General features: G+C 73.8%; 23 protein-coding genes. 19 read left to right on the top strand and 4 right to left on the bottom strand.

Annotated elements, in window-relative coordinates:
* The 11 genes from sufD (at position 1) to D5H75_RS04870 (ending at position 9,744) form a co-directional block, all read left to right on the top strand.
* The gene (gene sufD / locus D5H75_RS04920) at positions 1-1,134 is read left to right on the top strand and encodes a Fe-S cluster assembly protein SufD (protein WP_119925071.1); all 1,134 of its coding nucleotides are present in this window, start codon (positions 1-3) and stop codon (positions 1,132-1,134) included.
* The gene (locus D5H75_RS04915) at positions 1,131-1,448 is read left to right on the top strand and encodes a non-heme iron oxygenase ferredoxin subunit (RefSeq protein ID WP_119925070.1); all 318 of its coding nucleotides are present in this window, start codon (positions 1,131-1,133) and stop codon (positions 1,446-1,448) included. The genes sufD and D5H75_RS04915 overlap by 4 nt, the downstream gene beginning before the upstream one ends.
* A 5-nt stretch (positions 1,449-1,453) precedes the next feature.
* Positions 1,454-2,218 carry a Fe-S cluster assembly ATPase SufC gene (gene sufC / locus D5H75_RS04910; RefSeq protein WP_119925069.1) on the top strand — a complete coding sequence of 255 codons (765 nt, stop codon included), beginning with the start codon at positions 1,454-1,456 and terminating at the stop codon, positions 2,216-2,218.
* Positions 2,215-3,477, top strand: coding sequence for a cysteine desulfurase (locus tag D5H75_RS04905; RefSeq protein ID WP_119925068.1), 1,263 nt, complete (start codon positions 2,215-2,217; stop codon positions 3,475-3,477). The genes sufC and D5H75_RS04905 overlap by 4 nt, the downstream gene beginning before the upstream one ends.
* Positions 3,474-3,908 (top strand): Fe-S cluster assembly sulfur transfer protein SufU, encoded by a 435-nt coding sequence (gene sufU / locus D5H75_RS04900; RefSeq protein ID WP_119925067.1) that lies wholly within the window; start codon positions 3,474-3,476, stop codon positions 3,906-3,908. Before D5H75_RS04905 ends, sufU begins: the two co-directional genes overlap by 4 nt.
* Complete coding sequence (locus tag D5H75_RS04895; protein WP_119925066.1) at positions 3,905-4,276, top strand: metal-sulfur cluster assembly factor; 372 nt, start codon at positions 3,905-3,907, stop codon at positions 4,274-4,276. The genes sufU and D5H75_RS04895 overlap by 4 nt, the downstream gene beginning before the upstream one ends.
* A gap of 581 nt (positions 4,277-4,857) precedes the next feature.
* Positions 4,858-6,666, top strand: a complete 1,809-nt coding sequence (locus D5H75_RS04890) for a DEAD/DEAH box helicase (RefSeq protein WP_119925231.1) — start codon at positions 4,858-4,860, stop codon at positions 6,664-6,666.
* A 309-nt stretch (positions 6,667-6,975) separates the two neighbouring features.
* Positions 6,976-7,239 (top strand): phosphoribosyl-ATP diphosphatase, encoded by a 264-nt coding sequence (locus D5H75_RS04885; protein ID WP_119925065.1) that lies wholly within the window; start codon positions 6,976-6,978, stop codon positions 7,237-7,239.
* A gap of 13 nt (positions 7,240-7,252) precedes the next feature.
* Positions 7,253-8,098, top strand: coding sequence for an ATP phosphoribosyltransferase (gene hisG / locus D5H75_RS04880; protein WP_119925064.1), 846 nt, complete (start codon positions 7,253-7,255; stop codon positions 8,096-8,098).
* 174 nt (positions 8,099-8,272) lie between these two features.
* Positions 8,273-9,082, top strand: coding sequence for an SDR family oxidoreductase (locus D5H75_RS04875; RefSeq protein ID WP_119925230.1), 810 nt, complete (start codon positions 8,273-8,275; stop codon positions 9,080-9,082).
* On the top strand, positions 9,070-9,744 hold the full coding sequence (locus D5H75_RS04870) for a GNAT family N-acetyltransferase (protein ID WP_242453974.1): 675 nt from the start codon (positions 9,070-9,072) through the stop codon (positions 9,742-9,744). The genes D5H75_RS04875 and D5H75_RS04870 overlap by 13 nt, the downstream gene beginning before the upstream one ends.
* Before the next feature lie 37 nt (positions 9,745-9,781).
* Here D5H75_RS04870 and D5H75_RS04865 read toward each other — a convergent pair whose 3' ends face one another.
* Both D5H75_RS04865 and D5H75_RS04860 read right to left on the bottom strand, forming a co-directional pair.
* On the bottom strand, positions 9,782-11,065 hold the full coding sequence (locus D5H75_RS04865; RefSeq protein WP_119925062.1) for an aminotransferase class V-fold PLP-dependent enzyme: 1,284 nt from the start codon (positions 11,063-11,065) through the stop codon (positions 9,782-9,784).
* A 220-nt stretch (positions 11,066-11,285) separates the two neighbouring features.
* Entirely contained in the window at positions 11,286-11,894 is a 609-nt protein-coding gene (locus D5H75_RS04860; protein ID WP_119925061.1) for an NADPH-dependent FMN reductase, read from the bottom strand.
* A 186-nt stretch (positions 11,895-12,080) separates the two neighbouring features.
* On the opposite strand from D5H75_RS04860, the gene D5H75_RS04855 reads away from it, so the two are divergent.
* Positions 12,081-12,926: a helix-turn-helix domain-containing protein gene (locus D5H75_RS04855; protein ID WP_119925060.1), complete on the top strand. Its 846-nt coding sequence runs from the start codon at positions 12,081-12,083 to the stop codon at positions 12,924-12,926.
* A 151-nt stretch (positions 12,927-13,077) separates the two neighbouring features.
* Here the strand turns inward: D5H75_RS04855 and D5H75_RS04850 are convergent, their stop codons facing one another.
* Positions 13,078-13,443 (bottom strand): hypothetical protein, encoded by a 366-nt coding sequence (locus D5H75_RS04850; RefSeq protein WP_119925059.1) that lies wholly within the window; start codon positions 13,441-13,443, stop codon positions 13,078-13,080.
* A 570-nt stretch (positions 13,444-14,013) separates the two neighbouring features.
* On the opposite strand from D5H75_RS04850, the gene D5H75_RS04845 reads away from it, so the two are divergent.
* The 5 genes from D5H75_RS04845 to D5H75_RS04825 all read left to right on the top strand — a co-directional run bounded on the left by D5H75_RS04845 (position 14,014) and on the right by D5H75_RS04825 (position 19,893).
* A complete protein-coding gene (locus D5H75_RS04845; protein WP_119925058.1) occupies positions 14,014-14,652 on the top strand; it encodes an acVLRF1 family peptidyl-tRNA hydrolase in 639 nt (212 codons plus the stop codon).
* A 308-nt stretch (positions 14,653-14,960) separates the two neighbouring features.
* Complete coding sequence (locus tag D5H75_RS04840; RefSeq protein ID WP_119925057.1) at positions 14,961-16,559, top strand: ABC-F family ATP-binding cassette domain-containing protein; 1,599 nt, start codon at positions 14,961-14,963, stop codon at positions 16,557-16,559.
* Between the two features lie 114 nt (positions 16,560-16,673).
* Entirely contained in the window at positions 16,674-16,889 is a 216-nt protein-coding gene (locus D5H75_RS04835; protein ID WP_119925056.1) for a helix-turn-helix domain-containing protein, read from the top strand.
* A gap of 129 nt (positions 16,890-17,018) precedes the next feature.
* Complete coding sequence (locus tag D5H75_RS04830) at positions 17,019-17,831, top strand: enoyl-CoA hydratase/isomerase family protein (RefSeq protein WP_242453973.1); 813 nt, start codon at positions 17,019-17,021, stop codon at positions 17,829-17,831.
* A 214-nt stretch (positions 17,832-18,045) separates the two neighbouring features.
* Positions 18,046-19,893 (top strand): ABC transporter ATP-binding protein, encoded by a 1,848-nt coding sequence (locus D5H75_RS04825; RefSeq protein WP_242453972.1) that lies wholly within the window; start codon positions 18,046-18,048, stop codon positions 19,891-19,893.
* A gap of 127 nt (positions 19,894-20,020) precedes the next feature.
* On the opposite strand, the gene D5H75_RS04820 is transcribed toward D5H75_RS04825, so the two are convergent.
* Positions 20,021-20,620: a TetR/AcrR family transcriptional regulator gene (locus D5H75_RS04820; protein ID WP_119925055.1), complete on the bottom strand. Its 600-nt coding sequence runs from the start codon at positions 20,618-20,620 to the stop codon at positions 20,021-20,023.
* An 84-nt stretch (positions 20,621-20,704) separates the two neighbouring features.
* Between D5H75_RS04820 and D5H75_RS43955 the strand changes: the two genes are divergently transcribed.
* Positions 20,705-21,136: a nitroreductase/quinone reductase family protein gene (locus D5H75_RS43955; RefSeq protein ID WP_119925054.1), complete on the top strand. Its 432-nt coding sequence runs from the start codon at positions 20,705-20,707 to the stop codon at positions 21,134-21,136.
* Positions 21,137-21,140: 4 nt separating this feature from the next.
* Positions 21,141-21,842, top strand: a complete 702-nt coding sequence (locus tag D5H75_RS04810; RefSeq protein ID WP_119925053.1) for an HAD family hydrolase — start codon at positions 21,141-21,143, stop codon at positions 21,840-21,842.
* Positions 21,843-21,947: the final 105 nt, after the last annotated feature.

Below are 21,947 nucleotides of genomic sequence, written 5' to 3'. Positions count from 1 at the left end.
ATGGGCCTCGAAACGACCAAGCCGCTGTCGACGCTGCACGAGCACACCTCGTACGACGTGAACGACTTCGCGGTCCCGGGCGGCCGGGAGGAGGCGTGGCGGTTCACCCCGCTGCGCCGCCTGCGCGGCCTGCACAACGGCACTGCCGAGGCCGGCGGCCGGGTGGCCGTCGAGGTGGACGCCGCGCCGGAGCTGCGCGTGGAGACCGTGGGCCGCGACGACGAGCGCGTCGGCAAGGCCTACGTGCCCGCCGACCGCGTGAGCGCCCAGGCCTACACCTCCTTCGAGAAGGCCACCGTCCTGACGGTGCCGCGCGAGACCGTCGCCTCCAAGCCGACCGTGGTCACGCTGACCGGCGAGGGCGGCGTGGCGTACGGCCACACCGTGGTCGTCGTCGAGCCGATGGCCGAGGCCGTGCTCGTGCTCGACCACAAGGGCAGCGCCACCTACGCCGACAACGTCGAGTTCGTCGTCGGCGAGGGCGCCAGCCTCAAGGTCGTGTCGCTGCAGGACTGGGCCGACGACGCCGTCCACGTGTCGCACCACCACGCCCAGCTCGCCAAGGACGCGGTGTTCCGCTCCTTCGTCGTCACCCTGGGCGGCGACCTCGTACGGCTGTCGCCGTCGGTCGCCTACACCGCGCCGGGCGGCGACGCCGAGCTGATCGGGCTCTACTTCGTGGACGCCGGCCAGCACCTGGAGCACCGCCTGCTGGTGGACCACACGGTCCCCAACTGCCGCAGCAACGTCGTCTACAAGGGCGCGCTGCAGGGCGAGGGCGCGCACGCCGTCTGGATCGGCGACGTGATCATCCGCGCCGAGGCCGAGGGCACCGACACCTACGAGCTCAACCGCAACCTCGTGCTCACCGACGGCGCCCGCGCCGACTCGGTGCCGAACCTGGAGATCCTCACCGGCGAGGTCGCCGGCGCGGGTCACGCCAGCGCCTCCGGCCGTCTCGACGACGAGCACCTGTTCTACCTCCAGGCCCGCGGCATCCCCTTCGAGGAGGCCCGCCGCCTGGTGATCCGGGGCTTCTTCGGCCAGCTCATCGAGCGCATCGCCGTACCCGAGGTGCGCGAGCGCGTGACCGCGGCCGTGGAGCGGGAGCTGGAGAGGGAGCTCACGAAGTGAGTTTCGAGAAGGTCTGCAAGGTCGAGGACATCCCCGAGGACGGCGCGCTGGGCGTCGAGGTCGGCGACACGCCGGTGTGCCTGGTGCGCACCGAGGGCGAGATCCACGCCGTCCACGACGTCTGCTCCCACGCCGAGGTCAACCTGTCCGAGGGCGAGGTCTACGACCACACCGTCGAATGCTGGCTGCACGGCTCGTGCTTCGACGTGCGGACCGGCAAGCCCACGGGGCCCCCGGCGGTCAAGCCGATCCCCGTTTACCGAGTAAAGATCGAGGGCGACGACGTGCTCGTCTCGCTCACTCAGGAGTCTTGATATCCATGGCCACGCTTGAGATTCGTGACCTGCACGTCACCGTCGACGCCGCGGCGAACGAGCCCCCCAAGGAGATCCTGCACGGGGTCGACCTGACCATCCGCGCCGGGGAGACCCACGCCATCATGGGGCCGAACGGCTCGGGCAAGTCCACCCTGGCCTACGCCCTGGCCGGGCACCCGAAGTACACCATCACCTCCGGCAGCGTCCTGCTCGACGGCGAGGACGTGCTGGAGATGTCGGTGGACGAGCGCGCCCGCGCCGGCCTGTTCCTGGCCATGCAGTACCCCGTCGAGGTCCCGGGCGTCTCGGTGTCGAACTTCCTGCGCAGCGCGGTCACCGCGGTGCGCGGCGAGGCGCCGAAGCTGCGCGAGTTCTCCAAGGACCTGAAGGCCGGCATGGACGCCCTGTCCATCGACCCGGCGTTCGCCCAGCGCAACCTGAACGAGGGCTTCTCCGGCGGCGAGAAGAAGCGCCACGAGATCCTGCAGCTCGAGCTGCTCAAGCCCAAGTTCGCGGTGCTCGACGAGACCGACTCCGGCCTCGACGTGGACGCGCTGCGCGTGGTGTCCGAGGGCATCAACCGCTTCCGCGAGCGCGGCGACACCGGCGTGCTGCTGATCACGCACTACACCCGCATCCTGCGCTACGTGAAGCCCGACTTCGTGCACGTCTTCGCCGCCGGCAAGATCGTCGAGGAGGGCGGCCCGGAGCTGGCCGACAAGCTGGAGGCCGAGGGCTACGAGAGCTACGTGAAGGCGTCCGCGTGACCGACCAGCCGTTCGACGTGGAGAGGATCCGGAAGGACTTCCCGATCCTCTCCCGCGAGCTGCCCGGCGGGCGCTCCCTGACGTACCTCGACTCGGGGAACTCCTCCCAGAAGCCGCGCCAGGTCGTCGAGGCCATGCGCGAGCACCTGGAGGCCCACTACGCCAACGTGGGCCGGGCGCTGCACACCCTGGGCTCGGAGGCCACCGAGGCCTACGAGGACGCGCGCGACAAGGTGGCGGCGTTCGTGTCGGCGCCGAGCCGCGACGAGATCGTGTTCACCAAGAACGCCTCCGAGGCGCTGAACCTCGTGGCCTACTCCTTCGGGAACCCGGTGAACACCGACGAGCGGTTCCGGCTGGGCCCGGGCGACCGCATCGTGATCTCCGAGATGGAGCACCACTCCAACATCGTGCCCTGGCAGCTCCTGGCCCAGCGCACGGGCGCGGAGCTGCGCTGGTTCGGCGTCACCGACGAGGGCCGGCTGGACATCTCCGGCCTGGAGGAGCTGATCGACGAGCGCACCAAGATCGTCTCGATCGCGCTCCAGTCGAACGTGCTCGGCACGATCAACTCCACCTCCCCGATCGTGGGCCGCGCCCGCGAGGTCGGCGCGCTGGTCGCGCTGGACGCCTCCCAGGCCGTCCCGCACATGCCGGTGGACGTCACCGAGACCGGCGCGGACTTCATCGCCTTCACCGGCCACAAGATGTGCGGCCCCACCGGCATCGGCGTGCTCTGGGCGCGCGCGGAGCTGCTGGAGGCCATGCCCCCCTTCCTGGGCGGCGGCGAGATGATCGAGCTGGTCACCATGGAGAGCTCGACCTACGCCCCGGCCCCGGCCAAGTTCGAGGCGGGCACGCCGCCGATCGTCGAGGCCGTCGGCCTGGGCGCGGCGTGCGACTACCTGTCCTCGATCGGGATGGCCGCGATCAAGCGGCACGAGCGGGAGCTGACCGCCTACGCGCTGGACGCGCTCGCCGAGGTGCCGGGACTGCGGCTCATCGGCCCGCGCATCCCCATCGCGCGCGGGGCGACCCTGTCGTTCACGCTCAAGGGGATTCACCCCCACGACGTCGGGCAGATCCTCGACGACGAGTTCGGCATCGCCGTCCGCGTCGGGCACCACTGCGCGCGGCCGCTGCACCTGCGGTTCGGCATCCCCGCGACCACGCGCGCCTCTCTGTACCTTTACAACACGACCGACGAGATCGACGCCCTGGTGCGCGGTCTCCACCACGTGCAGAAGGTCTTCGGATGATCGCCGAATCCATGTACCAGGAGCTGATCCTGGAGCATTACAAGAACCCGCAGGGCAAGGGCCTGCGCGAGCCGTACGACGTCGAGGTCCACCACGTGAACCCGACCTGCGGTGACGAGGTCACGCTGCGCGTGAGGCTCGCGGGGGACAAGGTCGAGGACGTCTCCTACGAGGGCCAGGGCTGTTCGATCAGCCAGGCCGCGGCGTCGGTGCTGCACGAGCTGGCCGCGGGGTCCGACGTGAGGGAATCCCTGGACCGGGTGGACGCGTTCACCGAGTTGATGCAGGGGCGGGGCAAGGTCGAGCCCGACGAGGACGTCCTCGGCGACGCCGTGGCCTTCGCCGGGGTCGCCAAGTTCCCGGCGCGGGTCAAGTGCGCGCTGCTGTCGTGGATGGCCTTCAAGGACGCTGTGGCGAGGAGTCAGGGATGAGCAAGCCGGTCGAGACCCCCACCGGGGCCGTCAGCACCGAGGCGACCGAGGTGACCGTGGACGACGTCACCGAGGCGCTGCGGGACGTGGTGGACCCCGAGCTGGGCATCAACGTCGTGGACCTGGGCCTGGTCTACGGGGTCAACCTGGACCCCGGCGAGGGCGGCCGCCCGACGGCGACCATCGACATGACGCTGACCAGCGCCGCGTGCCCGCTCACCGACGTGATCGAGGACCAGGCGAACACCGCGCTGGAGGGGCTCGTCTCCGGCGTGGTCATCAACTGGGTGTGGCTGCCGCCGTGGGGCCCGGACAAGATTACCGACGAGGGCCGCGAGCAGCTTCGCATGCTAGGGTTCAACGTCTGACAGTTCTGACAGCGCTGACCGGTGACGCCGGGGGATCCGCCCCCGGACGGGCCCGGCGTCCGTCGGCCGCTGTCGGCTGTGGGCCGGATCACGTTTCCGGCCCCGGCATCCGGTGCGGCTCCCGCCCGCGGGCCCGCCGTACCGGAGTGACCCGCTCCGCGCAGAACCCGGAATTCTTCGCGCCCGGGGTGTGTTACATCTGAGTCTGGATATAACGCCAGTTGGTTGTTGTGTCCGGAAATTTCCGGCCCGCGCTTTCGGCGGGCCCGGAGCCGGCACGGCGGCTCGCGCCCAGCGGGCCCGAACCCGGTTCCGACGCGGCCACGAGGGGCCGCCGGTGCGGCCACGAGGGGCCGCCGGTGCGGCCCGACGCCGTGCCGTAGCCCGGGGGACACGAACGTCACACGGTCCCACCGGCGTTCACACGGGGGCGCACCCGCACCCGTGACACCGACTGGCTCGTCCTTTCTTCAGAAGAGACGCGCTCAGTCTCCTGAGGAAAGGCTTCGCGCTTGACTACGCCCGCCATCGAAGCGGAATTCACCACCCCTGCCTTCCAGGCCCCGGAGACCCCGGAAGCCCTGGAGACGGCGACCACGGCGGACGCCGCCGAGGTCAACGGCTTCGCCGCCCTCGGGCTGCCCAAGCCCATCGTGCAGGCTCTGGCCCGGCAGGGGATCACCAGCCCCTTCCCGATCCAGACCGCGTGCGTCCCCGACGTCCTCGCGGGGATGGACGTGCTCGGCCGCGGCCAGACCGGCTCCGGCAAGACCCTGGCGTTCGGCCTGCCCACGCTGGCCCGCATCGCCGGCACCAAGGCCCGCCCGAAGCACCCGCTGGCCGTCATCATGGTCCCGACGCGTGAGCTCGCCATGCAGGTGAGCGACGCGCTCGAACCGCTCGGCCGCGGTCTCAACATCCGCATGAAGACCGTCGTGGGCGGCACCTCCATGGGCCGGCAGATCGACGCGCTGCGCCGCGGCGTCGAGCTCGTCGTGGCCACGCCCGGCCGCCTGACCGACCTCGTCCAGCAGGGCGTCTGCTCGCTGGAGGAAGTCGAGGTCACCGTCCTCGACGAGGCCGACCACATGTGCGACCTGGGCTTCTTCCCGGTCGTCACCGCCCTGCTGGAGCAGACCCCGGCCAACAGCCAGCGGCTGCTGTTCTCCGCCACCCTCGACGGTGACGTGGACAAGCTGGTCCGCCGGTTCATGCAGGACCCGGTCACCCACTCCATCGCCCCGGCGACCTCGCCGGTGGACACGATGGACCACCACGTGGTCCAGGTGGACCCGGCCGACAAGTTCGACGTGATCGCCGAGATCGCCAGCCGCGAGGGCAAGACGATCCTGTTCGTCCGCACCCAGCACGGGGTGGACAAGCTGGTCAAGCAGCTCGCCCGGGTCGGCGTCAGCGCCGGCGCCCTGCACGGCGGCAAGCGCCAGAACGTGCGCACGCGCACCCTGGCCGAGTTCCGCGAGGGCGGCGTGAACGTGCTGGTCGCCACCGACGTGGCCGCGCGCGGCATCCACGTGGACGACGTCAGCCTCGTCCTGCACGTGGACCCGCCGGCCGACCACAAGAGCTACCTGCACCGCGGCGGCCGTACGGCTCGCGCCGGCGAGCGCGGCACCGTCATGACGCTGGTGCTGCCGCACGAGCGCCGGTCCACGGACCAGCTCACCCGCCGCGCCGGGATCAAGCCGTTCCGCCTCAAGGCCGGCCCGGGCCACCCGCGCCTGGCCGAGGTGGCGGGCGCCCAGGCGCCCAGCGGCGAGGCCGTCCCGATCTTCGAGGCGCGCCCGCCGCAGCGCCCGGCCCGCCAGGGCCAGCGCCGCCCGGCCCGCTCCGGCGACCACCGTGGCCCGCGCCGTCCGCGCGAGGGCCACGAGTCCGGCGACCGGCCGTACGGCGAGCGCCGCGACTTCGGCGGCGACCGCCGTGAGTCGGGGGAGCGCCGTGACTTCGGCGGCCGTCGCGACGACCGCCGTGACTTCGGGGGCCGCCGCGAGTCCACCGGTGACCGCCGGGACGACCGGGCCCCCCGGTACGGCGACCGCCGCGAGTCCGGCGAGCGCCGTGACTTCGGCGGGGACCGCGGCCGCGACTTCGGCGCCGAGCGCCGCGACGACCGCTTCGGCGGCCGGCGTGAGTTCGGCGGCGAGCGCCGGGACCTCGGTGGGGACCGCGCCCGCGCGGACCGCGGCTTCGGCGACCGCCGTGGCGGTTACGCCGGGGGCGGCGAGCGCCGTGAGTTCGGCGGCGCCCCCCGCGGGGAGTACCGCCCCTCCCGCCAGGCCGACGCCGGCCGCGGCGCGGGCCCGCGCCGCACCGGCACCGGCACCGGCGGTCAGCGCCGCTTCGGCCGCCCCACCGGCGACCGCGGCTGACGCGTAGCCGAACAGCGAAGGGGGCACGTCCCGGGCATCGCGCCCAGGGCGTGCCCCTTCCGCATGCCCTCGCCCCATTCATCCCCTCCGCCCCCTCCATCCCCTCCGTCCCCGGTCGGCCCGGCGCCGCCCGCCGTACGGCGCACCGCGACGGGGACCGGCCCCCGGCGTACGGGGCGGGAAAGACGGGAGACGGCGGTCTCAAGGGATGGGCGTTCGCGGCGGAGCGGGCGGGCCTGCGAATATCCTTGGACGAGCACGGAGGGCACGAACCCGTGCCCACGTCCCGCCGAGTCACGAGAGCGACGCATGAAGACCTTCGACGAGCTGTACGCCGAGTTGTCCGAGAAGGCGCGGACCCGCCCCGAGGGGTCGGGGACCGTGGCCGCGCTGGACGCCGGCGTCCATGCCATCGGCAAGAAGGTCGTGGAGGAGGCGGCGGAGAGCTGGATGGCGGCCGAGCATGAGTCGGCCGAGCGGGCGGCCGAGGAGATCTCCCAGCTCCTCTACCACGTCCAGGTGCTGATGCTGGCCCGCGGCCTGAAGCTCGACGACGTCTACGCCCACCTGTAGGGAGTTCTCCGCAATGCTGCGTCTTGCCGTCCCCAACAAGGGGGCGCTGTCCGAGGCCGCCCAGCTCATGCTGAAGGAGGCCGGCTACCGCATCCGCTCCGACCGGCGCGAGCTGGTCATCACCGACCCGCTGAACGACTGCGAGCTGTTCTTCCTGCGCCCGCGTGACATCGCGGTGTACGTCGGGGAGGGCTCGCTCGACGCGGGCATCACCGGCCGCGACATGCTGATCGACTCCGGCGCGCCGGTCGAGGAGATCCTGCCGCTGGGGTTCGGCGCCTCCACGTTCAGGTTCGCCGCCAAGCCCGGCACGGCCGCCGAGGTCGGGGACCTGAACGGCCTGCGCATCGCCACGTCGTACGCCGGCCTGCTCGGGAAGTACCTCGCCGACCAGGGCGTGGACGCCCGCGTGATCAAGCTCGACGGCGCGGTGGAGACCGCGATCCGCCTCGGCGTCGCCGACGCCGTGGCCGACGTCGTCGAGACCGGCACCACCCTGCGCAACATGGGGCTGGAGATCTTCGGCGACCCGATCATGCACTCGGAGGGCGTGCTGATCCAGCGCTCCGGGGCGGACCAGGGCGGCGGTCTCGCCCAGCTCCTGCACCGCCTCAAGGGCGTCATGGTCGCGCGCGACTACGTGATGATGGACTACGACATCCGCGCCGAGCGGATCGAGGAGGCCATCGCGCTCACCCCTGGGATGGAGGGCCCGACCGTCTCGCCGCTCCATCGCGAGGGCTGGGTGGCCGTGCGCGCCATGGTCCCGCGCAAGGGCCACCAGCAGGTCATGGACGCCCTGTGGGACATCGGCGCCCGCGCCATCCTGGTCACCGACATCTACGCCGCCCGTCTCTGACGGCGCGACCCCGGCCCGAAGCCCCCGCCCCGCCGCGGGGGCTTCGGCGTTCCACGGGTACGGCGGGGCGGCGGCGGCCGCACGGCTCGCAGGGGCGGGCGAAGCCGTACGGAGGCCGGGGAGGCCGGTGAAAAGGAGTTGATCACGGGGGTGGGGGTTCCTAACGTGCTGCGGGTGGAATCGACGGCGGAGAACGGCGCGGGGCCCCTCGCGGGGCGGGTGGCGATCGTCACCGGGGTGAGCAGGCGGATCGGGATCGGCTTCGCGGTGACGCGGGCGCTGCTGGATGCGGGGGCGCGGGTCCTGGCGCACTCGTGGGCGCCCCACGACGCCGGGCAGCCCTGGGGGGCCGACCCGGCGGGGCCCGAGGGGGTCATGGCGGCGCTCGGCGGGGAGGGCCCGCGGCTGGCGCACATGAGCGAGGACTTCGCCGACCCCGAGGCGCCGCGCCGGGTGGTGCGGCGGGCGGTGGAGGAGTTCGGCGCGGTGGACGTGCTGGTCGCCAACCACGCGCGCAGCTCGCTCCAGTCCCTGGCCGAGCTGACGGCGGACGAGCTGGACCTGTCGTGGGCGGTGAACGCGCGGGCGAGCGCGCTGCTGACCAAGGAGTTCGCCGCCGCGCACGACGACTCGCGACCCGGTGGCCGGGTCATCCTCTTCACGTCCGGCCAGCACCTGGCGCCGATGAGCGCCGAGCTGCCGTACGCGATCAGCAAGGGCGCGATCCACCAGATGACGCTGAGCCTGGCGGACGCGCTCGCCGACCGGGGGATCACGGTGAACGCCGTCAACCCCGGCCCGGTGGACACCGGCTGGGCCGACGAGGAGCTGACGCGCCGCGTCGGCCGCGCCCTCCCGGCGGGCCGGTGGGGGAGCCCGGAGGACGTCGCCCGCCTGGTCCGCTGGCTCGCCTCCGACGAGTCCGCGTGGATCACCGGCCAGGTCGTCGACTCCGAGGGCGGCTTCCGCCGGTGGGCGATGTGACGGCCGCCCGGCGGCGGGGTGAGCGCGGGGACGCGGCCGGGCTGGGGGAGATCCTGGCCCGCGTGGCGGCGGGGGAGTACCCGCCCGCCGACGGGGCCGTCGAGGTCCTGCCGCCGCCGAGCGCGCGCGACTGGGGGGTCATCGCGTTCACGGCCCACCACGTCGTGTTCGCGGACGTCGACCCGGCCTGGGTGCGCGACCGCCTCCCCGAGGGGGACCTGTCCGCCCCGCTCAACCCGCCCTTCCTGACCGCCCTGTGCGCCGCCTCCGGCCGCCGGGTGAACAACGTGGACCTGCTCACGCTCGCCCCCGCGCTGCCCGGCCCCGCGCCCCTGGCCCTCCGCCCGGCCACCGGCGCCGACCACCCCCGGGTACGGCGGGCCGGGCACTACCGGGACGATGTGCGCGTGTGGACCTGCCCGGAGGGCGTCGTCATCCTCGGCCGGGGCGTGGCGGGGCGCTGGGAGGTCGCGGTCGAGGTGGCCGAGGGGCACCGGGGCAGGGGCGTGGGACGGGCCCTGGCGGCCGCGGCGCGCCACCTCCTCCCGGCGGGCACCCCGCTGTGGGCCCAAGTGGCCCCGGGGAACGCCGCGAGCGTCCGCGCCTTCCTGGCGGCGGGCTACACGCCCGTCGGCGCGGAGGCCCTGCTCGTCGCCCACTGAGCCCCGGCCCCTCCTGCGGCGCCCGCCCGCCTGTGGCTCACACGAGGGCGGCCATGGCCTTGACCACCTGGTCCACCTGCCGCGGGGTCGTCGGCAGGCCCGGGCCGAAGCGGACCAGCCGGCGGGCGTACGGCGTGACGCCCGCGACGATCCGGTGCTCGCGCCGCAGGAGCGAGACCACCGCGCCGGGGTCCCGGCCGGGGACCTCGCAGCACACGAGCCCGGCGGACAGGGCCGGGTCGCGCGGCGTCACCAGGCGCACGCCGCGCACCCCGGCCAGGCCCTCCTTCAGCCGGGTGGCCTGCTCGCCGACGCGGGCGGCGACCCGCTCCCGCCCGATCGCCCGGTGGAACTCGAACGCCTCCCGCAGCGCCCAGCGGTGCTCGAACGAGTGGTAGCCGCCCGGCGTGGCCAGCCGTCCGGGCGCCCCCTTCGGCTCGGTGCCGCCCAGCCAGCCGGCGAAGCCCGCGCCGGAGAAGCTCGGGATCACCGGCCGCACCGCGCTCCAGGCGGCCTCCCTGCCCCACAGCACGCCGGTGCCGCGCGGCCCGAACAGCCACTTGTGCGTGCCGGAGGAGAAGAAGTCGCAGCCCAGGGAGGCCACGGCCGCCGCCTCCGCGCCCAGCCCGTGCACCCCGTCCACGCACAGCAGCGCCCGGTCGGCCTCGTCCCGCCCCCGGTTCGCCTCGGCCAGCATGTCCGCGATCGCGCGCACCGGCAGCTTGACCCCCGTGCCCGAGTGCACCCAGGTGATCGCCACGACCCGCGTGGCCGGCCGTACGGCGGCGCGCAGCCGCGACACGATCTCGTCGGCGGAGGCGCGCGCGGGGTCGCCGTACAGCGCGACGCGGCGCACCGGGTGGCCGGTCAGCCGCAGCGACTCGTGGGTGGCGTAGAAGTCGTGCTCGGTGGTCAGCACCTCCTGCCCCGGGCGCAGCCGCAGCCCGCCGTACAGCAGGCCCAGGCCCATGGTGGTGCTGTCGGTCAGGGCGACCTCGCCGGGGCTCGCGCCGAGGTACTCCTCGGCGGCCTCGAACACCGGCCCCTCGTGGTCTTCCTCCAGGTATCCGGCGGTGTCCCGGTCCAGGCCGGCGCGGTGCCGCTCGACGGCCCGCCGGACCGGCTCCAGGTGGGGCGCCAGCGCGAACGCCGCGAAGTGCGCCAGCGACCGGTCCAGGGGGAACTGCGACCGCACCGACTCCCAGTCCCCGGGATCGAAGGACGGGCGCGGGGACCGGGCCGAGCACGCGGCGGCCGGGCCCGCCGCCACGGCGAGCAGGCCCCCGCCCAGGACGGCCCGCCGGTTCGGAGCGTTCTCCATGCCCCCTTGATAGCGCCCCGCCCCGGGCGGAGGCCACCGGTCGCGCCCGGTTCGAGCGCCGACGCCCGGAATGCGCCCGCCGCGAAGTTCGCCCCCGCCGGATGCTCCCCGGCTTCCACGGCCGCAACCGGTCGTCGTCCCCGGTCCGCCCCCCGCTCGCGGGCCGCGCCGCCGTACGGCATGGGCGCGGGGCGCGGGAGCCCGCCCTGCCCCCCGGCCGTCAGGGCAGGTCGGGGGCGTACGGCGTGGCCTCACGGGCGGTGCGCAGGGCGGTGGCCCACCAGGCGAGGTCGTCGAGCATGACCTTCGCCGCGCCCTCCGAGCCCGGCCGGTCCAGGGGGAGACCGTCGGGCCCGAAGCGGTTCCAGCACTCGGGGAAGCTGACGCTGTCGCGGACGGTGACGGCGCGCAGCTCGCCGAAGACGAGCCGGAGCTGCTCGACGGCGCGCAGGCCGCCGCTGATCGCCCCGTAGGAGACGAAGCCGACGGCCTTGGCCCGCCAGGGGGCGTAGTGCCAGTCCAGGAAGTGCTTGAGCGCCGCCGGGACGCCCCGGTTGTATTCGGGGGTGACGATGACGAACGCGTCCGCCGCCGCGAGTCGCTCGCCGACGGCCGCCAGCTCCGGGGGACGGTTCTCCAGCAGGGACAGGTGGCGGAGGTCCGCCGGAAGGGTGTGCGGCAGCGGCACGTCGGCCAGGTCGATGACGTCGAGCTCGAAGCCGTCGTGATGGCGCGCCCGGCCGAGGAACCAGTCGGCCACCACCGGGCCGAAGCGGCCCTCCCGGACGCTGGCCACGATCACCGCGAGCTTGAGCCTCTGCTCGGACATGGGGGTACTCCTCCTGGTGCGATTCCGGTACGGATCGTCGTGCGAACGGAGCCGCCGGGCCCGCGGCGCGGAACCGGGGCGGCCGATGACCACGGTGCCGGGCCGCGGGCGGCGGAGGGAGGCCACGACGAGGGTGTTAGCGGGAGGGCCACGATCGGCGGCGGGCCGCGCTCGTAGACTCGCGCCGTGAGCGACAACGAGCTGGGGAAGTTCCTGCGCGCGCGGCGCGAGGCCGTCACGCCCGCCGAGGCCGGGCTGCCGGTGGGCCCGCGGCGGCGCACGCCCGGGCTGCGCCGGTCCGAGCTGGCCACCCTGGCCGGGATCAGCGTGGAGTACCTGATCCGGCTGGAGCAGGGGCGCGACCGCAGCCCGTCCACGCACGTGCGGGCGGCGCTCGCCCAGGCCCTGCGCCTGTCCCCCGAGGAGCGCGAGCGCCTGTGGCGGCTGTCCGACGCCTCGGAGGCCGTCCCCCTGTGCCGCCTGGCCGCGCCCCCGGCGTCGGCCGCCCGGCCCACCGTCCTGGCCCTGCTGCGCGGGCTGGAGCCCGCCCCCGCCGTCGTGCTCAACCGGCTGGGCGACGTGCTGGCCGCCACGAGCGCCTGGGAGCGCCTGGCCGGGCCGCTGGGGATGCTGGAGGGCGAGCCACCCAACCTGGTCCGTTACGTCTTCACCGACCCGCGGGCCCGGGACGCCTTCCCCGACTGGGACCGCGTGGCCGACTCGCTCGCCGCCGGGTTCCGGGACGCCTGCGGCCCCGGCGACCCGTACTTCGAGGCCCTGGCGGCCGAGCTGACCGCCGCGGGCGGCGCGGAGTTCTCCGGCCGGCTGGCGGGCTCCGCCGCGCTCGCCCGTGGCTCCGGCGTCGAGCGCTGGTCCCACCCCGAGGCCGGGGACCTGCGCCTGGCCTACGAGAGCCTGGCCCTGCCCGACCCCGACGGGCAGCGCGTCCTCGCGTACCTCCCGGCCGACGAGGCCACGTCCGAGGCGCTCTCGCGCCTCACCCGCACCGGCCTGCGCGTCCTGACCGCCTGACCCGCTCCCGCCAGGCCGCGGACCGCGGCAGGCGCGGGGCCCTTTGTGGGTGAGGGGGCGCGGGGCACGTCGTGCGGGAGGGGGGCCCGTCGCGTGAGGGCGCGGCCCCCCGTGCGGGAGGCCGCGCCCGTCGCCGCGCGCCCGGAGGCGGCTAGGAGAGGTTCGCGCAGATGACGTAGACGCTGATCCCGACGTCGCCGGCCCCGATCTGGCGGCCGAGGCCGATCCAGCCGTTGTTCCCCGAGGGGAAGGAGCCGACCAGGACGGCGTTCGGGCCCTGCGCCTCCGCGCCGCCGCCGATGGCGACCTTGCCCGCCGGGCAGAAGACCGTGCGCCGCTGGAAGTTGGGCACGTTCAGGTTGGGGAGCGTCACGACCTGGTAGCCGGGGATCGCGGCCCGGGCGGTCATGGACTGCCGGGCCGGCGCGGGGGAGCCCTGGGCCTGGGCGGTGGCGGCGACGGCGCCGGTGCCGACCATGGCGAGCGCGAGAGCGAGCGCGACGCGGGGGGTGCGCATGTGACCTCCTGGGGGAAGGGGGGCGGATGCCGACACAAGGAGTAAACGAGCGGACACGATCGGTGTCGAGGGCGTCTTCTGTCACCCCGCGTCTCTTGCGTTCCGGCATCTCGGACTGTGCCCCCCGGTGACGGTTCCGTACGGCCCGCTCGTGCGCGAAACGGGGACGGGGGAGGCGAAAGGAGGCCCTCTCGTCACGCGCGAGTCCGCCGCCGATTTCGCGGAAAGAGGTATTCGCGTCGCCGGCTTGATTTCGGGCGTTCTTCCGCTCGCTTTTCGGGCTATCTACTTCTTTCTGTACGACCGTCGCGGAGATGTGGATACCGGAATCAACGGCATTCGCTTGGCTATATAGGGCGGTAGGTCCCGCGGAGAATGGCGTCCGGTTCCGTTCCCGATCGCCGTCGTGCCGGTCCCCGAGGGCGTCCCGCCCGGAGCCGGGAGCGTGTCCCGCCGGGAACTCCCGCCGGGGAACGGGGGCGCGTCCCGCCGGGGACCGGGAGCCCGGGCGCCGGCGGCGCGGGCCGAGGCGGGTTCGCGGGGACCGGGGCGGCTCGTTAGGGTCCTGGCATGACACGACGGCCCGCCGCGGGGGGCGGGTACTGGATCGACGTCGCGCCCGAGCGGCTGCGCCGCTGGCTGGACGGGTTCGCCGAGCGCCACGGGGCGGTGACCCGCGAGACCGGGCCGGACGTGGTCCGGCTGACCGCCGCCGACGGGGCGGTGGCCGAGTGCCACGTGCCGTTCCCGCCGCTGACCGGCGGCGATCTGGTCGCGCACGCGCTGGCCGACCGCCGCGCCGGCGTGCTGCTGGTACGGCTCGGCGGATACGCCGCCGGGGTCTTCGAGGGGACGCGCCTCGTCGCCTCCAAGGTGGGGGCGCGGCTCGTCCACGGCCGCAGCGCCGCCGGGGGCTGGTCGCAGCAGCGGTTCGCCCGCCGCAGGGACAAGCAGGCCGCCGAGGCGCTGGGCGACGCCGCCGACGTGGCCGCGCGCGTCCTGCTGCCCCGCGTCCCCGGCCTGGACGGGGTCGTCCTGGGCGGCGACCGTCGCGCCGTGGACGCCCTGCGCGAGGACCGGCGGCTGGCCCCGCTCTTCGCCCTGGAGACCGGGCCCTTCCTGCCCGTCCCCGACCCCCGCCTCGCCGTGCTCCAGCGGACCCCCGACGCCTTCCGCGCCGTCCGCGTCCGACTCGTCGAACCCGCCTGACCGCCCGGCCCGCCCGGTACGGCTCGCGCCCCGCCCCCGGCCGTACGGCCTCCGCCGCCGCCCCGCCGTACGCCCGGCCCGTCCGGCGCGGAGGCCGCGGAGGCCGGGGAGGCCGGGGAGGGCGCCCGCGCCGCCGTACGGGCCCCCAGGTGGCGGGCGGGGTGGTGCCGAAGGGTGACAATCCTGTTGCCGGAGGTCGCGGGGGAGCGCGTAGACTGATCGGCATGTCTGCTCCCGATTGATCGACCCCGGCCGCCCCCGGCCGCTTCCGTCCCTGTCGATCCCTGTTCCCCGGGAGCCTCCTCACCATGATCATTGCTCAGGACATCGAGCTGCGCGCCGGATCGCGGCTGCTCATCGAAGGGGCGTCGTTCCGGGTCAACCCCGGCGACCGCATCGGCCTCGTGGGCCGCAACGGCGCGGGCAAGACGACGCTGTGCAAGGTGCTCGCGGGTGAGGGCATCCCCGCGGCCGGCACCGTGACCCGCACCGGCAGCGTCGGCTACCTGCCGCAGGACCCCCGCACCGGCGACCTCGACGTGCTCGCCCGCGACCGCATCCTGTCCGCCCGCGGCCTGGACGCCGTGCTCAGGGACCTGCGCGCGGCCGAGGAGGGCATGTCGTCGAGCGACACGCGCACGCGGGACCGCGCCGTGCGGGCCTACGGGCGGCTGGAGGACCAGCTCCACGTGCTCGGCGGATACGCCGCCGAGTCCGAGGCCGCCTCCATCGCCTCCAGCCTCGGGCTGCCCGACCGGGTGCTCGGCCAGCCCCTCGGCACCCTGTCGGGCGGGCAGCGCCGGCGGGTCGAACTGGCCCGCATCCTGTTCTCCGCGTCCGAGACCTTGCTGCTCGACGAGCCCACAAACCACCTCGATCAGGACTCCATCGGGTGGCTTCGTGATTTTTTGCGCTCCCATCAGGGCGGCTTGGTCGTCATCAGTCACGATGTGTCCCTTCTTGACGCGACGGTCAACCGCGTCCTCCATCTCGACGCGAACCGTTCTGTGATCGACACTTACAACGTGGGCTGGCAGGCGTACCTGACCCAGCGGGAGACCGACGAGCGGCGTCGCAAGCGGGAGCGCGCGAACGCCGAGCGCCAGGCCTCGGCCCTGCTCTCGCAGGCCGACCGCATGAGGGCCAAGGCCACCAAGGCGAAGGCGGCGCAGGACATGGAGCGCCGGGCCCGCCGCCTGCTCTCCGGCGTCACCGAGGAGCGCCGGGCGGACAAGGTCGCCAAGCTGCGGTTCCCGCAGCCCGCGCCGTGCGGCAAGACCCCGCTCACGGCACGGGGGCTGTCCAAGTCCTACGGGTCACTGGAGATCTTCACCGACGTGGACGTGGCCGTGGACCGCGGCAGCCGCGTCGTGGTGCTGGGGCTCAACGGAGCGGGCAAGACCACCCTGCTGCGCCTGCTCGCCGGCCTCGAGAAGCCCGACACGGGCGAGCTCGTGCCCGGCCACGGACTCAAACTGGGCTACTACGCCCAGGAGCACGAGACCCTGGATCCCGCCCGCACGGTGCTGGAGAACATGCGCACCGCCGGGCCCGACGTCACCGACCAGGAACTCCGCAACGTGCTCGGCTCGTTCCTGTTCACGGGAGACGACGTCGACAAGCCCGCCGGGGTGCTCTCCGGCGGCGAGAAGACCCGCCTCGCCCTCGCCACGCTGGTCCTGTCGAGCGCCAACGTCCTGCTGCTCGACGAGCCCACCAACAACCTGGATCCGGCCAGCCGGGAACAGGTGCTGTCCGCTCTCCGGTCCTACACCGGCGCGATCGTCCTCGTCACTCACGACGAGGGCGCCGTGGACGCTCTGCAGCCGGAACGAGTGATCTTGCTTCCTGACGGAGTCGAGGACCAATGGAGTGATGATTTTTCCGATCTGGTGGCACTTGCCTGATCAGTTTTTTGACGGGTACGGATCTTTTCCCGTGCAGTAGGTAGCCGATCCGGCGGGAATGACTGATCATGGCGTGGGTAACGCTGCGGACATCAGGCACTACGGGAGGTACTCGTGGCCGAGACTCTGAAGAAAGGCACCAGGGTGACCGGTGCCGATCGCGACAAACTGGCGGCCGAGCTCAAGAAGCGGTACACCGCCGGTGAGAGCATTCGCGCTCTCGCCGCCGCCACCGGCCGCTCCTACGGCTTCGTTCACCGGATCCTCAGCGAGTCCGGGGTGACTCTGCGCGGCCGTGGGGGAGCGACCCGCGGCAAGTCCAAGCGCTAGAGGCCCCCGGGAGCGCCGCAGCCGTCCGTCCCCGCGTCGCCGGCGCCCGCCGTACTAGAACCTCATTCGGGATGACCGATAGGATTCGGGCGCGGCGGGTACGCCGGAACGACGGCGAAGGGAGCGGGCGTGTCTGGGGAGCTTTCGCGGGACCTATCGGGTGAGCTCGCCGAAGCGGGGCTGCGGCTCGGCATCGACGGGCCGGTGGCGACGGTGACGCTGGCCAGACCGGAGCGGCGCAACGCGATGACGGGCGCCACCTGGTTCGGGCTCGCGCGGATCGGCGAGGCCCTGCCCGCGGACGTGCGCGTGGTGGTCGTGCGGGGAGAGGGCTCGTCGTTCTCCTCCGGGATCGACCTGCGCATGTTCGAGCCGGGGGGTGTGACCGGGCAGGGGTCGTTCTTCGAGGCCGCCGAACGCGCCGAGCGCGACGACGAGGCCTTCGTGCGCTGGATCGGCGAGGCGCAGGCCGGGTTCATGTGGCTGCGCCGCCCCGAGATCGTCTCGATCGCGGCCGTGCAGGGGTACGCCATCGGGGCGGGCTTCCAGCTCGCGCTGGCCTGCGACCTGCGGGTCCTCGCGGACGACGCGCGGTTCTGCATGAAGGAGCCCGCGCTGGGACTGGTGCCCGACCTGACCGGCACCAAGCCGCTCGTGGACATCGTCGGCCTGCCCAGGGCCCTGGAGATCTGCCTCACCGCGCGCATGGTCGGCGCGGACGAGGCGCGGGAACTGGGGCTGGCCGAGGTCGTCGTGCCCGGCGACAAGCTCGACGCGACGGTCGCCGACCTGACCGCCGCGCTGCTCGCCGTGGACCACGGCGCGGCCACCGCCACCAAGCGGCTGCTCCAGGGCGCCCCCGGGCGCACGCTCCAGGAGCAGGCCCAGGCCGAGGCCCGCGAGCAGAGCGCCCGCATCACCACGATGTTCGGCAAGCGCTGAACGTCCTGTTCGGCGAGCGCTGAACGCCCGTCCGCGCGCCGCCACGCCCTGAAACGCGCGCGTGTTCGGCGAGAGCTGAATTCCGCGCGGAATCAGCGGACTCCCGCCGGTGTCGTAACTGTCACACCCGCACGGGACGATCGGGTCGTTCCGGGCGGTGACGACGGGAGGACGCGTGATGATGCCGGGTGGTGGCGGGGTCGACTGGATGACCATGCGCTCGTTCTCAAGGGACAGCGCGGTGGTCAAGGAGCGGCTGTCGCCCGGGATCGCCCGCCGGATCATGGGCTACGCCAAGCCGTACACCCGGGACCTGCTGTTCTTCCTGGGGCTGGTGGCGTTGTCGGGGGTCACGGTGGTGGCCAACCCGCTGCTGGCCAAGGCGATCATCGACGACGGCATCAAGCACTCCGACACCGGGCTCGTCGTGGGGCTGGCGCTCGGGGTGGCCGGGCTGGCGGTGGTCGAGGCGGTGCTCGGGCTCGCCCAGCGGTGGTACTCCGCGCGCATCGGCGAGGGCCTGATCTACGACCTGCGCAGCCAGGTCTTCGACCACGTCCAGCGCATGCCCGTGGCGTTCTTCATGCGGGCCCAGACCGGCTCGCTGGTCTCCCGGCTCAACACCGACGTGATCGGCGCGCAGCGGGCGCTGACCACCACTTTGTCGTCCGTCGTGTCCAACGGGATCTCCCTGGTGCTCGTGCTGGGCACCATGATCCTGCTGTCCTGGCAGGTCACGCTGATCGCGCTGGTGCTGCTGCCGGTCTTCATCATCCCGGCGCGCATGTTCGGCCGCCGCATCCAGAAGATCACCCGGCGCCAGATGGAGCTGGACGCCGAGATGAGCTCGGTGATGACCGAGCGCTTCAACGTCGCCGGGGCCATGCTGGCCAAGCTCTACGGCAGGCCCGCCCAGGAGGCGGAGCACTTCTCCGGCCGCGCCCGGCAGGTCCGCGACATCGGCGTGCTCGCCGCGATGTACGGCCGGGTGTTCTTCACCGCGCTCACGCTCGTCGCCTCCCTGGCCACGGCCATGGTCTACGGCGTGGGCGGCGTCCTGTCCATCAACGGCACGTTCGAGCTGGGCACCCTGGTCGCGCTGACGTACCTGCTGACCCGGCTGTACGGCCCGCTGACCGCGCTGTCGAACGTCCACGTGGACGTCATGAGCGCGCTGGTCAGCTTCGACCGCGTCTTCGAGATCCTGGACCTCAAGCCGCTCATCTCCGACAAGCCGGACGCCGAGCCGCTTCCCGAGGGCGCGCGGCGGATCGAGTTCGACGACGTGCACTTCCGCTACCCGGCGGCCGAGGAGGTCTCGCTGGCGTCGCTGGAGTCGGTCGCCCGGCCCGAGAACGGCCGGCCCAAGCAGGTCCTCAACGGCGTCACCTTCACCGCCGAGCCCGGGGAACTCGTCGCGCTCGTCGGCCCCTCGGGCGCCGGCAAGACCACGATCACCGCGCTCGTGTCCCGGCTGTACGACGTCACGTCCGGCTCGGTGCGCGTGGGCGGGCACGACGTGCGCGACGTGACGCTGGACTCGCTGCGCGACGCGATCGGTGTGGTCCCGCAGGACGCGCACATGTACCACGAGACGATCCGGGCCAACCTGGAGTACGCCCGCCCCGGGGCCACCGACGAGGAGATCGCGGCGGCGCTGAAGGCGGCCCAGATCTGGGACCTGATCGAGTCGCTGCCCGAGGGCCTGGACACGGTGGTCGGCGACCGGGGCTACCGCCTGTCCGGCGGCGAGAAGCAGCGCCTGGCGCTGGCCCGGCTGCTGCTGAAGGCGCCCGGCATCGTCGTCCTCGACGAGGCGACCGCCCACCTGGACTCCGAGTCCGAGGCCGCGGTGCAGCGCGCCCTCAAGACCGCGCTGGCCGGCCGCACGAGCCTGGTCATCGCCCACCGCCTGGCCACGATCCGCGAGGCCGACAAGATCCTCGTGGTCGACGACGGCAGGATCGCCGAGCAGGGCCGCCACGAGGAGCTCCTGGCCAGGGGCGGCCTCTACGCCGAGCTCTACCGCACCCAGTTCGCCCACCAGTCCCCGGCCGCCTGACCCGCCCGCCCGACCTCACTCGCCTCACCCCACCCGTCTGACCCCACCCGCCTGACCCCGTCCGCACGGCCCCGCCCGGCGTCTGCGGCGGAGCCGTACGGCTGCGCGCCGCGCGCGCCGTACGGGGTCAGGGGGAGGCGGTGGCCTGGCGGGCCAGGGCGGCGGCCAGGGCAGCGGCGGCGGCCTCGGTGAGGGGGGCGTGGCCGATCAGGAGGCGGTACCACAGGACGCCGTAGGCCTGGTCCACCAGCAGGTCGAGGTCGGCGGCGGGGGAGAGCTCGCCGCGGGCGGCGGCGCGTTCCAGGAGGCCGCGCAGGACGCGGCGGCGGTCCTCGGTGAAGCTGCGGAGCAGCCCGGCCGCGCGGGGATCGCGCTGGGCCTCGGCGGCCACCTGGCGCAGGGCGGCGGCGACCGCGGGGTCGCGGGCGCCCCGGAAGGTCGCGGTGAGGAACGCCGCCAGGTCCGATCCCAGGTCGCCCTCGTCCGGGGCGGGAGCGAGCCCGCGCGCTCCCTCGACCAGCGCGTCCAGCAGCAGGTCGCTCTTGGACGGCCACCACCGGTAGATCGTCTGCTTGCCCACGCCGGCCGCCGCCGCGATCGCGTCCACGCTCACCCCGGCGCCGTCGCCGCGCTCCAGCAGCTCGCGGGCCGCCCGCAGGATCGCCCGCGCGGCCTCCTCGTTGCGCCTGCGTCCCGTGTGCGCCCGCCGGCCCTGATCGTCCGCCACGGGCCCACCTTAACCGTTGACGGAACTCTGAGTCTCGGCAACGATTGTCGAGACGATTAGTTCCGACAAAAGGGGCTGGAGTCCATGAGCGAGCGAAAGCGGCGCGCCGTGAGCCGGATCCACCGCCTGATCAACCCGGTGATGCGTCCCCTGTCCGGCCGGATCCCCGGCCAGGCCCTGCTGGAGACCGTCGGCCGCCGCACCGGGCTGCCCCGCCGTACGCCGGTCGGCGGGCGGGTGGAGGGCGGCTCCTTCTGGTTCGTGTCCGACCACGGCCGCGCGTCCCAGTACATCCGCAACATCGAGAAGAACGACCGGGTGCGCGTGCGGATCGGCGGACGCTGGCACACCGGCACCGCCGTGCCGCTGCCGGACGACGACCCGCGGCGGCGGCTGCGCCGGCTCCCGGCGTACAACGGGCTGCTCGTCCGCCTGCTCGGCACCGACCTGCTCACGGTCCGCGTGGACCTGGACCGCCCCGGTGACCGGGCGGCGGGAGGGGGGATGCGAGACTGAGAGCATGATCGGGGACCTCACCTATCCGGAGCCCGCGCCGCCGGCGATCCTGTTCGACCTGGACGGCACGCTGATCGACAGCGTGTACCAGCACGTGATCGCGTGGCGCGCGGCGCTGTCGGCGCTGGAGATCGACCTGTCCGTCTGGCGCATCCACCGGCGCATCGGCATGAGCGGCGGCCTGTTCGTGACCGCGCTCATGCGCGAGACCGGCATCAGCCTGACCCCGGACCAGATCGAGCGCCTCCAGCGCGAGCACGCCGCCGCCTACCTGGAGCAGGTGGACAGCGTCCGCCCGCTCCCGGGCGCCCGGGAGCTCCTCCGCCACCTCACCGAGCGCCGCCTCCCGTGGGCCATCGCCACCAGCGGCCGCTGGGAGACCGCCCGGACGGCGCTGAAGATGCTGGACCTGCCCGAGGACACCCCGATGGTCACGCGGGACCGGGTCCGCTACGCCAAGCCCGACCCGGACCTGTTCCTGGCCGCGGCGGCGGTGCTCGACGCCGACCCCCGCGGCGCGATCGTGGTCGGCGACAGCGTCTGGGACCTCCTGGCGGCCCGCCGCGCCGGCGCCCTCGGCGTGGGCCTGCTGTCCGGCGGCTACGGCCGCGAGGAACTGGAGCGCGCGGGCGCCTTCCGCGTCTACGCCGACCCCCTCGACATGCTCAACCGCCTCCACGAGCTGGGCGTCCGCCAGGCCGAGTAGCCCGCGCCCCGCCGGCGCGTGACCCGGCCGAGGACCGGGCCTCCCCGCGCCGCCGTACGCCGGGGGGCGGCGGTCACCGCAGGCGCGGGCCGGGGGCGGCGGCCT

Origin of the sequence: Bailinhaonella thermotolerans (assembly GCF_003594875.1) — a bacterium.
Classification (GTDB): Bacteria; Actinomycetota; Actinomycetes; order Streptosporangiales; family Streptosporangiaceae; genus Bailinhaonella; species Bailinhaonella thermotolerans.
Note: the sequence above shows the minus strand (reverse complement) of the source record. Positions and strands in the feature narration are given on the sequence as shown.

Coding starts and splice junctions, on each gene's coding strand:
- sufD (WP_119925071.1), top strand. CDS start 1: ATGGGCCTCGAAACGACCAAGCCGCTGTCGACGCTGCACGAGCACACC.
- sufC (WP_119925069.1), top strand. CDS start 1,454: ATGGCCACGCTTGAGATTCGTGACCTGCACGTCACCGTCGACGCCGCG.
- sufU (WP_119925067.1), top strand. CDS start 3,474: ATGATCGCCGAATCCATGTACCAGGAGCTGATCCTGGAGCATTACAAG.
- D5H75_RS04895 (WP_119925066.1), top strand. CDS start 3,905: ATGAGCAAGCCGGTCGAGACCCCCACCGGGGCCGTCAGCACCGAGGCG.
- D5H75_RS04885 (WP_119925065.1), top strand. CDS start 6,976: ATGAAGACCTTCGACGAGCTGTACGCCGAGTTGTCCGAGAAGGCGCGG.
- hisG (WP_119925064.1), top strand. CDS start 7,253: ATGCTGCGTCTTGCCGTCCCCAACAAGGGGGCGCTGTCCGAGGCCGCC.
- D5H75_RS04865 (WP_119925062.1), bottom strand. CDS start 11,065: ATGGAGAACGCTCCGAACCGGCGGGCCGTCCTGGGCGGGGGCCTGCTC.
- D5H75_RS04860 (WP_119925061.1), bottom strand. CDS start 11,894: ATGTCCGAGCAGAGGCTCAAGCTCGCGGTGATCGTGGCCAGCGTCCGG.
- D5H75_RS04850 (WP_119925059.1), bottom strand. CDS start 13,443: ATGCGCACCCCCCGCGTCGCGCTCGCTCTCGCGCTCGCCATGGTCGGC.
- D5H75_RS04845 (WP_119925058.1), top strand. CDS start 14,014: ATGACACGACGGCCCGCCGCGGGGGGCGGGTACTGGATCGACGTCGCG.
- D5H75_RS04840 (WP_119925057.1), top strand. CDS start 14,961: ATGATCATTGCTCAGGACATCGAGCTGCGCGCCGGATCGCGGCTGCTC.
- D5H75_RS04825 (WP_242453972.1), top strand. CDS start 18,046: ATGCGCTCGTTCTCAAGGGACAGCGCGGTGGTCAAGGAGCGGCTGTCG.
- D5H75_RS43955 (WP_119925054.1), top strand. CDS start 20,705: ATGAGCGAGCGAAAGCGGCGCGCCGTGAGCCGGATCCACCGCCTGATC.
- D5H75_RS04810 (WP_119925053.1), top strand. CDS start 21,141: ATGATCGGGGACCTCACCTATCCGGAGCCCGCGCCGCCGGCGATCCTG.